Genomic DNA, 11,529 nt, shown 5'->3' with positions numbered 1-11,529 from the left:
GACCTCCCTGCCCCCCACCGCTCGCAGGCTCGCGGCGGGCCCGTGCAGGGAGGCCGGGATCAGCGCGTCGTGCGCGGGGTGGCCGGGTGCGACCCGGCGGTGACCAGGTCGGCGACGGCCTGGCGCGGGTCGCCGGCGGTGACCAGCCCCTCGCCGACCAGGACGGCGTCGGCCCCGGCGCCGGCGTAGGAGATGAGGTCGTGCGGGCCCCGGACGCCGGACTCGGCGACCTTGACCACCCCGGAGGGCAGCCCGGGGGCGATCCGCTCGAAGGTGCCGCGGTCCACCTGCAGGGTGGTGAGGTCGCGGGCGTTGACGCCGATCACCGCGGCGCCGGCGTCGAGCGCGCGGTCGGCCTCGGCCTCGGTGTGCACCTCGACCAGGGCGGTCATGCCCAGCGACTCGACCCGCTCGAGCAGGCCGACGAGGGCGTTCTGCTCCAGCGCGGCGACGATCAGCAGGACGACGTCGGCCCCGTGCGCCCGCGCCTCGTGCACCTGGTAGCTGCTGACCACGAAGTCCTTGCACAGCACCGGCACCTCGACCGCGGCGCGGACGGCGGCGAGATCGGCGTGGCTGCCGCCGAAGCGGCGGCGCTCGGTGAGGACGCTGATCACCCGGGCGCCGCCGTCGGCGTACTGGGCGGCCAGCACGGCGGGGTCGGGGATGTCGGCCAGCGGGCCCTTCGACGGGCTCTGCCGCTTGACCTCGGCGATGACGCCGACACCGGGCGCGCGCAGCGCGGCCAGGGCGTCGAGGGCCGGGCGGGCATCGCGGGCGGCGGCCTTGACCTCGGCCAGCGGGGTGAGCGCCTCCCGCGCGGCGACGTCCTCCCGGACGCCGGCGACGATCTCGTCGAGGACGTTCACGACCCCTCCTCGCTGCTGGGCGGCCACCCCCACTGCAGTGCTGCCCGGCGGGGCGGGGTGGGCTTCCCGTCCGGATCGGGTGGACCCACTCTAGAGGCGGCTGCCGGGGGCCCCGTCCGGGGGGCGGGTCGGGGGCTCGAGCGCCTCCTCCGTGGGGTCCTCCCCGCGGTCCAGCGCCCGCCAGGCGTCCAGGGCGACGTCGTCGTCGGTGCGGGGACGGGACCGCGCCTCCGCCGCGCCCGCCGAGCGCTCGTAGCGGCGGCCCATGGCCGCCCAGCCGCGGCCGCGCAGCACCGTGAGCACCGCCGCGGCGACGGCCAGCACCCCGGCGAGGGCGGTCAGCAGGGGCCAGGCCGTGTGCACGTCGACGGCCAGGCCGGTGTCGGACGCGCCGCCCCCGTCGGGCAGGTCGGCGGCGTCCAGGCCCGCGACCAGCACCCGCAGCCCCGACCAGGCCAGCACGCCACCGGCCACCGCGGTGAGGAGGCCGACGGCGACCCGCGCGGTGCCGCGCACGGCGACCAGCGCCACCGCGGCGGCCAGCACGACCAGCGCGCAGGCCGGCACGAGGGCGGCGAGCGCCGAGCCGGACACCGTCTCGACCACCGGCGGCAGCGGCGGCCGGCGCTGCACCTCCACGGTCGCCCACGCCTGGCCGCCGGCCGAGAGCGCCAGCGCCGCGGCGACCGCGCAGCCGGCGACCGCCGCGGTCAGCTCCCGGCGTCCCGCGCCGCTCACCGGACCTCCCGCATGCCCTCCGCCGTCGCGATCGCCGACAGCACCGCCCGCGCCTTGTGCCGGGTCTCGGCCTCCTCGGTCGCCGGGTCGCTGTCGGCCACGATCCCGGCGCCGGCCTGCACGTAGGCCCGCCCGTCGTGCAGCACCGCCGTCCGGATCGCGATGGCCATGTCCAGGTCACCGCTGGCGTCGACGTAGCCGACGGTGCCCGCGTACAGCGCCCGGCGGGTCGGCTCCAGCGACTCGATGATCGCCATGGCGCTCGGCTTCGGGGCGCCCGAGACGGTGCCGGCCGGGAAGGTCGCGTCGAAGACGTCGAGGGCGTCCCACTCCGGCGCCACCTCACCGGCCACCGTGGACACCAGGTGCATGACGTGGCTGTAGTACTCGATCCGCATGAAGTCGGGCACCTCGACGGTGCCCGGCACGCTGACCCGGCCCAGGTCGTTGCGCGCGAGGTCGACGAGCATCACGTGCTCGGCGCGCTCCTTGGGGTCGGCGAGCAGCCCCTCGGCCAGCCGGGCGTCCTCCTCGGGAGAGCCGCCGCGCGGGCGGGTGCCGGCCGGCGGGTGCACCACGGCGGAGCGGCCGGTGACCGTCACCAGCGCCTCCGGCGAGGAGCCGACGACGTCGAACGGCGACTCCCGGCCGGCGAAGCGCAGCAGGTACATGTACGGCGAGGGGTTGGTCGCCCGCAGCACCCGGTAGAGGTCGAGCGCCTCGACCTCGGTGGCCACCTCGAACCGCTGGGCCAGCACCACCTGGAAGGCGTCGCCGGCGCGGATGCGCTCGCGGATGGTCTCGACGCCGGCCTCGTACACCCCGGGCGCCATGTTGCTGGCGACCGGCGGCGGCTCGGCGGTCTCGAACGTGGCCACGCCCGGCGGCACGGCCTTGGTCAGGTCGGCGGCCATCGCGTCGAGCCGGGCCACCGCGTCGTCCCACCCCGTGCCGGCGCCCTGCTGGCCACCCACCCCGGCCACCCCGGCGAACGCGTTGGCGATCAGCAGGACCGTGCCGTCGGTGTGGTCGAGCACCGCGAGGTCGGTGACCAGCATGAGCGCGAGCTCGGGCATGCCCAGGTCGTCGGTGGCCGTCTCGGGCAGCCGCTCCAGCCGGCGGACGACGTCGTAGCCGAGATAGCCGACCAGGCCGCCGGTGAGCCGGGGCAGGTCCGGCGTGCGCGGCGAGCGCAGCCGCCGCGCCAGCGTGCGGACGGCGGCCAGCGGATCGGCCGGGAGGTCGTCGGTCAGCCCGGGCAGCGCCTGGCCCAGCCATTCGGCCCGGCCGTCGCGCTCGGTCAGCACGCCGGCGCTGCGCACCCCCACGAAGCTGTAGCGCGACCACTGCTTGCCCTGCTCGGCGGACTCGAGCAGCACCGTGCCCGGCCGGTTGCCGGCCAGCTTGCGGTAGATGCCGACGGCGGTCTCCCCGTCGGCGAGCAGCCGCCGGGTGACCGGCACGACGGGCTGGTCGAGCGCGGCGAACTCCTCCCGCGTCGGGCTGGTGACCCCGAGCCTCATGCCTGCCCTCCCTCGCGCGACTCCGGCGCTCCGCCCTGCGCGACGACCGCCGGCAGCTCCCGGTGGAAGCACGACCGCTCCCCCGTGTGGCACGCCGGGCCCTCCTGGTCGACCGACACCAGCAGCGCGTCGCCGTCGCAGTCCAGCGCGACCGCGTGCACCCACTGCCGGTGGCCCGAGGTCTCGCCCTTGACCCAGTACTCCTGGCGGCTGCGCGACCAGTAGGTGGCCCGGCCGGTGGTCAGGGTGCGGCGCAGCGCCTCGTCGTCCATCCAGGCGACCATGAGCACCTCGCCGGTGTCGTGCTGCTGGACGACCGCGCAGACCAGGCCGGCGGGGTCGCGGCGCAGCAGGTCCGCGATCGCGGGGTCGAGGTCCGGGGCGGGCGGGGCGTCGGGCATGCGCCGATTCTCCCCGGACCCGCCCGCCGCGCGGCCACCGGCTCGCGCGCTCAGCCCGCGGGCGGCGGAGCGGGAGCGAACCAGTCGCGCGACACCCGGGCGCAGAGCAGGCCGATGCCGACCGCGGGCGCCGCGGCGAAGCAGATGGCTCCGAAGACGAACACGCCGACGGCGTCGTCCGGGCCCGGCACGTCGCCGAGCACGCTGGCCACCCGGATGCCCCAGTACAGCGACAGCGCGATCTGCACGGCCAGCGCCGCCAGCAGCGTGGTCCACGTGGCCCGGGTGTTGCGGTTCAGGGCGAGGATGCCGCCGGTGACCAGCGCGATCACCGACAGGATCTGCACGATGGCGATCACGTTGGCCTCGGTGGCCAGGGAGCCGGCCTCGTCGTCGCCGAACCCGTCGGCGGCCAGCCCGAACAGCGAGGCGAACAGGAAGACGTAGGCGGTCGCGAAGGCGACCACGCCGGCCTGGACGAAGGCCAGCACCGCCGCGGTGATGACCTGGCCGGGGCGCCGCGGCCCGGCCGGCGCCAGCGGCACGTAGGCCACCGGGTAGCCGTACGCGGGCGGGTAGCCGTACGGCTGGGGCGGATACCCGTAGGGCTGCGGCGGATATCCGTAGGGCGCCCCCGGCGGGCCGGGCGGCGCCGGGGTGGTGCCCCAGGCCGGCGGTCCGGCGTAGGGGGCGCCCTGCTCGGTCGGGGTGCTGGGGTCGGCCCAGGGGTCGCCCGTGCTCACAGGGCGGCCGCCAGCGCGCGGCCGGCCGTGCGACCGCTGAACAGGCAGCCGCCGAGGAAGGTGCCCTCCAGCGACCGGTAGCCGTGCATGCCGCCGCCGCCGAAGCCGGCGACCTCGCCGGCCGCGTACAGGCCGGGGAACACCTCGCCGCCGGAGCGCAGCACCCGGCCGGAGAGGTCGGTCTCCAGGCCGCCGAGGGTCTTGCGGGTGAGCAGGTTGAGCCGGACGGCGATCAGCGGGCCGGCCTCGGGGTCCAGCAGCCGGTGCGGCGGCGCCACCCGGATCAGCTTGTCGCCGAGGTAGCTGCGGGCGCCGCGGATGGCGGTCATCTGGAGGTCCTTGGTGAACGGGTGGGCCACCTCGCGGTCGCGGGCCACCACCTCGGTCTCCACCGTGGACAGCGCGATCTCCGGTGCGCCCCCCGTGATCCGGTTCATCCCGGCGACCAGTTCGGGCAGCGTCGTCGCCACGACGAAGTCCTCGCCCTTGTCGAGGAACGCCTGCACCGGGCCGGCGACGCCGGCCTTGACCCGGTTGAGCAGCAGCTTGACGTCCTTGCCGGTGAGGTCCGGGTTCTGCTCGGACCCCGAGAGCGCGAACTCCTTCTCGACGATCTTCTTCGTCGCGACGAACCAGGTGTGCTCGTGGCCGGTCGTGCCGATGTGCGCCAGCGTGCCCAGGGTGTCGAAGCCGGGGAACAGCGGCACGGGCAGCCGCTTGCCGGTGGCGTCGAGCCAGAGGGACGACGGGCCGGGGAGGATCCGGATGCCGTGCCGCGCCCACACCGGCGAGTGATTGGCGATGCCCTCGGTGTAGTGCCACATGCGGTCGCGGTTGATCAGGTGGCCGCCGGCGGCCTCGGTGGCCTGCAGCATGTGCCCGTCGACGTGCGCGGGGACGCCGGAGAGCAGCCGCTGCGGCGCGGGGCCCAGCCGGGCCGGCCAGTTCCGGCGGACCAGGTCGTGGTTGCCGCCGATCCCCCCGGAGGTCACGACGACGGCCTGCGCGGACAGCTCGAACGGCGCGACCTCCGTGCGCGAGCTGGCCTCCCCGCGGGCGACGTCGCTGGCCTCGAGCACCGCGCCGCGCAGGCCGGTGACCGCGCCGCCGCTCACGACCAGCTCGGACACCCGGTGCCGGAAGCGCAGCTCCACGAGCCCGCGGTCGACCGCCTCGCGCACCCGGCGGGCGAACGGCTCGACGATGCCGGGGCCGGTGCCCCAGACGATGTGGAAGCGCGGCACGGAGTTGCCGTGACCGGTGGCGGTGTAGCCGCCGCGCTCGGCCCAGCCGACGACCGGGAAGAACCGGACGCCCTGCCCGTGCAGCCAGGCCCGCTTCTCCCCCGCGGCGAACTGCAGGTAGGCCTCGGCCCACTGGCGGGGCCAGTGGTCCTCCTCGCGGTCGAAGGCGGCGGTGCCGAACCAGTCCTGCCGGGCCAGCTCGAGGGAGTCGCGCACCCGCAGCCGGCGCTGCTCGGGCGAGTCGACCAGGAACAGCCCGCCGAAGGACCACCAGGCCTGCCCGCCGAAGGATGCCTCGGGCTCCTGCTCGAGCAGCACCACGCGCTTGCCGGCGTCGGCCAGCTCCGCGGTGGCGACCAGCCCGGCCAGGCCGGCCCCTACGACGACGACGTCGGTGTCGGTAGTCACGCCGCTGACGCTAGCGGCCGGGACCCCCGGAACGGCGGCGGCCGGGCGGCGGCGTCGCCCGGCCGGGTCGGGTCCACTCCCGCACCGGGCGACCGCAGGCCAGCACGAGGCAGCCGACCGGGCCGGCGAGCAGCAGGATCGCCCACCACGCCGCCTGCCCGCCGCCGAGGGCGGCGAACAGCACGGCGAGGAACAAGAGCAGCAGCAGCGGGACGACGGCGGCGCCGGCGAGCACCAGCCAGCCGCGGGCCGCGCCCCGCCAGACGAGGACCCCGCCGGCGACCGCCCACAGCGCCAGCGCCACGGCGACCAGCACGTACCGGTGCACGCCCGGCACGTCCGGCTGGCCGGGGAGCGGCTCCCAGAGCAGCCAGCCGAGGTAGAGGTCCTCGGCGGCCACCAGACCGGCGAACACGGCGGCGAAGGGCACCGTCTGCGGGCGCCGCGGCGGCACGGGGGCGGGCGCGAAGCCGCGGCCGAGCGCCGGCCGCGACCGCCGCGCCGGCGGCGCCGGCGGCCGGGATCGGCTGGAGGGCATGCCGGGAGCGTAGGGCGGCGGCCCGGGAGGTCAGGCGGTGCGCGCGGAGGAGGCGGCCAGCCAGCGCCGCGAGGGCGGGCTGGCGGCCAGCACCGCGGCGGCCAGCGGAAAGCCGACGATCATCAGCGGCCAGGCCCCGACCCCGCCCTCGCCGGCGTTGGCGTACAGCAGCCCGGCGAACAGCGCCGCCGGCACCACGGCCACGACCATCGGCACCCAGCCGCGGCGGGTGACCAGCCACATCGTGCCGAACAGCTGGACCAGCGGGCACAGCATGACCACCCAGACCCAGGGCTCGCGGACGCCGTCGCCGCTGAGACCGCCGAGGGCGTAGAGCAGGAACGCCAGCATCAGCAGCACCGCGACGGCCACCACGCTCAGCCCCACCGAGGCGACCACCGGCCAGGGCATCGGCGGCCGCACCCCGGTCCGGCGGCGCTCGGACGGGCGGTCGGCAGCGGGTCGGCGAGCCACGATGCGCAGGCTAGGGCGTCCGGGGCGGTTCGGGCACCGGCGCCCGCGTCAGAGCGCCGGCTGCGGCTCCCCGGCCGAGGACCGCCGCCAGGAGGCGTGCAGCAGCGCGTACGGCCCCTCGGCGTCGACCAGCTCGGCGTGCGTGCCCCGCTGCACCACCCGGCCGCGGTCGACGACGAGCACCTCGTCGGCCCGCTCGGCGGTGGACAGCCGGTGGGCGATGGTCAGCGTGGTGCGGCCGGAGGTCAGCCGGTCCAGCGCCTGCGTGAGCCGCCGCTCGGTGGCCGGGTCGACGGCGCTGGTGGCCTCGTCGAGCACCAGCAGGTCGGGGTCGGCGACGTAGGCGCGGGCGACGGCGACCAGCTGCCGCTCCCCCGCCGACAGCGACTCCCCGCGCTGGCCCACCCGGGTGGCGACGCCGTCGGACAGCCCGGCCAGCCAGTCGCCGAGGCCCAGCTCGGTGAAGGCCGCGGTGATCCGCTCGTCGGTCAGCCCCGGCCGGCCGTAGCGGACGTTGTCGGCGATCGAGGCGTCGAACAGGAAGCCGTCCTGCGGCACCATCACCACCCGCCGGCGCAGCGAGGCGAAGCCCACGCGGTCCAGCGGCACCCAGCCGGCCGCGGCGCTGCCCAGCAGCACCGTGCCCTCCGTGGGGTCCATCAGCCGGGTCACCAGCTTGGCGAAGGTGGTCTTGCCCGAGCCGGTCTCGCCGACGATCGCCACCCGCCGGCGGGGCTCGATCTCCAGGTCCACGTCGCGCAGCGCGGGGCGGCCCTCGGGGGTGTAGCGGAAGGCGACCGCGTCGAAGCGGACGCCGAGCGGGCCCGGCGGCAGCTCGGCGGCGTCGCCGTCCTCGGCCGGGTCGCGGACGTCGGGCTCGGTGTCCAGGACGTCGAGCACGCGGCGGAACCCGGCGACGGCGTTCTGCGCCTCGTTGAGCACCTCGCTGGCGGTCTGCACCGGGGCGACGAACAGCGACACGAGGAACAGGAACGCGATCAGCGTGCCGGCGGTGATGTCCCCCGCCAGGCCGAGCAGGACGCCGGCCACGATCACCGCCGCGTTGGCGACCGCGGCCACGAACTCGCCGCTGACGAAGACCGCGGCGGTGGTCTTCTGCGCCTGCACCTGGGCGCGGTAGTGCCGGTCGATGGCGGCGTCGATGCGGGCCGCCGTCCGCTCGCGGACGCCGTAGGCGCGCACCGTGGACGCACCGACCACGGACTCCGAGACACCCGCCAGCACGTCGCCGACCCGCTCGCGGACCACGCCGTAGACCACGGCCAGCCGGCGGGCGAAGTAGCGCACCGCGTAGCCCAGCGGCACGAAGCAGACCAGCACCAGCAGGGTCAGCTGCCACGAGTAGACGGCCATGACGACGGTGGCGACCAGCAGCTGCCCGATGCTGATCACGCCGAGCACACCGCCCCACTGCATGAACGTCGACAGCTGGTCGACGTCGCTGGTGACGCGCGAGACCAGCGAGCCGCGGCGCTCGGTCTGCTGGTGCAGCACCGACAGGTCGTGCACGTGCCGGAAGGCGCGCACCCGGAGGCCGGCCAGCGCCGTCTCCGTCGTCCGGAAGAGCCGGACGTTCATCCGGTAGACGGCGACGCCGGTGAGCAGCACGACGAGCGCGCAGAGGGCGACCAGGTCGCGGACCAGGCCGAGGTCGGGGCCGCCCGGCCCGGCCAGCCCGCGGTCGATCACCTGCTGGACGGCGATCGGCACGACCACCCGGCCGGCGGTGGCGACGAGGGCCAGGGCGAAGGTGAGCGGCAGCCCCCGGCGGAACTCGGGCATCATCCGCAGGCCGCGGCGGAGGGTGGCCACGGCGCCCTCGGTGCGGTGCTCGGGCGAGCTCACGCTGCCACCTCCTGCTGGCTGTACGCCCGCACCAGCGCGGCGTAGCCCGGCACGCGCTCGACCAGCTCGGCGTGGCTGCCGCGGTCGACCACGCGGCCGCCCTCCAGCCAGACGACCTCGTCGGCCAGGGCGATGGTGGCCTGGCGGTAGGCGACCACGACGACGGTCGCGCCCTGCTCGGGGTCGCGCAGCGCGTCGAGGATGCGGGCCTCGACCGCGGGGTCGACGGCGCTGGTGGCGTCGTCCATCACCAGCAGCCGCGGCCGGCGGACGACGGCGCGGGCCAGCGCGATCCGCTGCCGCTGGCCACCGGAGAGGCTGGCGCCGCGCTCGCCGACCCGGGTGTCGAGCCCCTCGGGCAGCCGGGCGACGACGTCCTCGGCGGCGGCCACGCGCAGCGCGCGCATGACCTCCGCGTCGCTGTACGGGGCGCCGAGGGTGACGTTGCCGCGCACGGTGTCGTCGAACAGGAAGGTGCCCTGCGCGACGAAGGCCGCCTGGCCGCTGACCTCGCCCTCGCGCAGCCGGCGCACGTCGACGCCGTCGAGCAGCACCGCGCCGCTGTCGGGGTCGACCAGGCGGACCAGCAGGCCGGCCAGCGTCGACTTCCCGGAGCCGGTCGGGCCGACCACGGCCACCGTGCGCCCCGCCGGCACGTCGAAGGTGACGCCGGCGAGCGTCGGGCGGGTGCCGTCGTGGCTGAAGGCGACCCCGTCGAGCGCCAGCGTCGCGCCACCGGCTCCGCCGGCCGCGGCCGCGGCGCCGTGCGGCGTCTCGCCGGTGGCGTCGAGGACCGGGGTGACCCGGTCGATGCCGGCCAGGGCGCGCGGCAGGTCGGCCAGCACCCAGCCGATCGCGCGGATGGGCAGCGCGAGCAGGGTGAACAGGTAGGCGATGGCGACCAGGGCCCCGGCCTCGGTGGCGCCGTCGGCGACCCGGCCGGCGCCGACCAGGAGGACGGCGAGCGTGCCGAGGTTGGGCAGCGCCTCCATGAGCGGGTCGAACAGCCCGCGCACCCGGCCGACGGCGACCAGCCCGTCGCGCAGCTCCTCGGCCTTGGCGGTGAACCGCGCGGTCTCGACGTCCTCCCGGCCGAGGGTCTTGACCACCAGGCCGGCGTCGAAGCTCTCGTGCGCGATCTCGCTGACCTCGGCGCGCAGTTGCTGCGCCCGCTGCATGCGCGGGCTCATGACCTGCGAGTAGACGGCGTTGAGGACGAAGACCAGCGGGAAGACGACCAGGCCGATGACCGCCAGCAGCGGGTCGGTGACCACGAGCGCGGCGACGGTGATCGCGATCATCACCAGGGCACCGACGGCGAAGGGCAGCGGCGCGACGAAGAACCAGGCGGCCTCGACGTCGGAGTTGGCGTTGGACAGCAGCTGGCCGGTGGGGTGCCGCTGGTGCCAGGCCAGCGGCAGCCGCAGGTACTGGCCGGTGACGCGGCGGCGGTAGGAGGCCTGCAGGCGGTACTGCATGACGCCGGCGAACAGCCGGCGGCCGAGGATGCCCAGGATCTTGAGGACGGCGACGGCCAGCACCGCGACGGCGGCGAGGGTGAGCGCGGCGGCGGTGGTGCTCCCGCTCTCGAACGCCGGCAGGACGACACGGTCGGTGATCCCGCCGATCACGTAGGCGCTGGCCACCGTCATGGCGCCGTAGAGGCTGCTGGCCACCACGGCGAGGGCGAACATGCGGGGCTGCTCGCGCACCGCGAGGCCGATGTGGCGCAGACCACGCCGGACGACGGCGTCTCGGCGGCGGGGCACGGGTCTCCTCGGGATCGGCAGGGCGGCGGCGTCCGCGCGCTGCTCGGCCACGCTAGACCGTCCCCCGGACGGGAACCGCCGGGTTTCCGGTGGTCTCGGCGCTGGTAACCCGGCGCGGTGACCGGTTCTTCCCGCGCTCCGCTGGCCGCCCGCGAGCGGGCCGCGCTCGCCGACCTGCTCGACGAGCTGGGCCCCTCGGCGCCCACCTGCTGCGCGGGCTGGGAGACCGCGCACCTGGCCGCGCACCTCGTCGTCCGGGACCGCCGGATCGACGCCGGCCCCGGGTACGCCCTCGAGGCGCTGCCGGCCGGCCGGCGGCTGCGCGAGCACGCCGCCCGCCTGGAGGAGCGGCTGCGCACCGGCACTCCCTACGCAGAGGTGGTCGCCCGGGTGCGCGCCGGCGCCCCGCCGTGGACGCCGATGGGCTGGCCGGTGGTCGGCGACCTCGTCAACGGTGCCGAGTACGCCATCCACCACGAGGACGTCCGCCGCGCGCAGCCGGACTGGACGCCGCGCGAGCTCGCCGCCGCGGACGCCGACCAGCTGTGGCGGGCGGCCATGCTGTTCGCCCGGCGCCGCGGTGGCGCCCTGCTGCGGCGCACCGACACCGGTGCGGAGAAACGGGTCGGCCGCGGGTCCCGCACGGTCGCCGGCGAGCCGATGGAGCTGCTCATGTGGGCCAGCGGGCGGGACGGCGCCGCCCGGGTGACGGTCGGCCAGGACGATCCCACCGCGGCGGGCGGCGGTTCGCGCGTGACCGGGGAGCCCACCGGGCCCTAGCGTGCGCGGCATGTCCGTGGCCGACGTCCCCCGCTCCCCCGCCGCCGAGGCGGCGACCGCGCCGGGGGGGGGGGGGGGGGGGGGGGGGGGGGGGGGGGGGGGGGGGGGGGGGGGGGGGGGGGGGGGGGGGGGGGGGGGGGGGGGGGGGGGGGGGGGGGGGGGGGGGGGGGGGGGGG

General features: G+C 76.9%; 11 protein-coding genes. 1 reads left to right on the top strand and 10 read right to left on the bottom strand.

The genetic code is table 11. The features are described 5' to 3' along the window. Positions 1-59 precede the first annotated feature (59 nt). From trpC to ACI79R_RS15055, 10 genes are all read right to left on the bottom strand, one after another. Positions 60-869 carry an indole-3-glycerol phosphate synthase TrpC gene (gene trpC / locus ACI79R_RS15100; RefSeq protein ID WP_456574463.1) on the bottom strand — a complete coding sequence of 270 codons (810 nt, stop codon included), beginning with the start codon at positions 867-869 and terminating at the stop codon, positions 60-62. A gap of 90 nt (positions 870-959) precedes the next feature. Continuing rightward, on the bottom strand, positions 960-1,607 hold the full coding sequence (locus tag ACI79R_RS15095) for a Trp biosynthesis-associated membrane protein (RefSeq protein WP_456574462.1): 648 nt from the start codon (positions 1,605-1,607) through the stop codon (positions 960-962). After that, positions 1,604-3,130: an anthranilate synthase component I gene (locus tag ACI79R_RS15090; protein WP_456574461.1), complete on the bottom strand. Its 1,527-nt coding sequence runs from the start codon at positions 3,128-3,130 to the stop codon at positions 1,604-1,606. Before ACI79R_RS15090 ends, ACI79R_RS15095 begins: the two co-directional genes overlap by 4 nt. Beyond that, complete coding sequence (gene hisI, locus ACI79R_RS15085) at positions 3,127-3,531, bottom strand: phosphoribosyl-AMP cyclohydrolase (protein ID WP_456574460.1); 405 nt, start codon at positions 3,529-3,531, stop codon at positions 3,127-3,129. The genes ACI79R_RS15090 and hisI overlap by 4 nt, the downstream gene beginning before the upstream one ends. Positions 3,532-3,581: 50 nt before the next feature. Then, positions 3,582-4,274, bottom strand: a complete 693-nt coding sequence (locus tag ACI79R_RS15080; RefSeq protein ID WP_456574459.1) for a hypothetical protein — start codon at positions 4,272-4,274, stop codon at positions 3,582-3,584. Further along, positions 4,271-5,926 (bottom strand): FAD-binding dehydrogenase, encoded by a 1,656-nt coding sequence (locus tag ACI79R_RS15075; RefSeq protein ID WP_456574458.1) that lies wholly within the window; start codon positions 5,924-5,926, stop codon positions 4,271-4,273. The genes ACI79R_RS15080 and ACI79R_RS15075 overlap by 4 nt, the downstream gene beginning before the upstream one ends. Before the next feature lie 10 nt (positions 5,927-5,936). After that, a complete protein-coding gene (locus ACI79R_RS15070; RefSeq protein WP_456574457.1) occupies positions 5,937-6,464 on the bottom strand; it encodes a hypothetical protein in 528 nt (175 codons plus the stop codon). Positions 6,465-6,494: 30 nt separating this feature from the next. Further along, on the bottom strand, positions 6,495-6,938 hold the full coding sequence (locus ACI79R_RS15065; protein WP_456574456.1) for a hypothetical protein: 444 nt from the start codon (positions 6,936-6,938) through the stop codon (positions 6,495-6,497). Positions 6,939-6,986: 48 nt separating this feature from the next. Further along, the gene (locus tag ACI79R_RS15060; protein ID WP_456574455.1) at positions 6,987-8,804 is read right to left on the bottom strand and encodes an ABC transporter ATP-binding protein; all 1,818 of its coding nucleotides are present in this window, start codon (positions 8,802-8,804) and stop codon (positions 6,987-6,989) included. Further along, positions 8,801-10,573, bottom strand: a complete 1,773-nt coding sequence (locus tag ACI79R_RS15055; RefSeq protein WP_456574454.1) for an ABC transporter ATP-binding protein — start codon at positions 10,571-10,573, stop codon at positions 8,801-8,803. Before ACI79R_RS15055 ends, ACI79R_RS15060 begins: the two co-directional genes overlap by 4 nt. 117 nt (positions 10,574-10,690) lie before the next feature. On the opposite strand from ACI79R_RS15055, the gene ACI79R_RS15050 reads away from it, so the two are divergent. Next, complete coding sequence (locus ACI79R_RS15050) at positions 10,691-11,353, top strand: TIGR03085 family metal-binding protein (protein WP_456574453.1); 663 nt, start codon at positions 10,691-10,693, stop codon at positions 11,351-11,353. The last annotated feature ends 176 nt before the right edge of the window (positions 11,354-11,529 follow it).

The sequence above is a fragment of the Blastococcus sp. SYSU D00820 genome (assembly GCF_054050695.1).
This window is presented reverse-complemented; position numbering and strand designations above follow the sequence as displayed.

What these genes read in the sequence shown, in the direction of transcription:
- ACI79R_RS15090 (WP_456574461.1), bottom strand. Translation starts at nt 3,130, where the DNA reads ATGAGGCTCGGGGTCACCAGCCCGACGCGGGAGGAGTTCGCCGCGCTC.
- hisI (WP_456574460.1), bottom strand. Translation starts at nt 3,531, where the DNA reads ATGCCCGACGCCCCGCCCGCCCCGGACCTCGACCCCGCGATCGCGGAC.
- ACI79R_RS15070 (WP_456574457.1), bottom strand. Translation starts at nt 6,464, where the DNA reads ATGCCCTCCAGCCGATCCCGGCCGCCGGCGCCGCCGGCGCGGCGGTCG.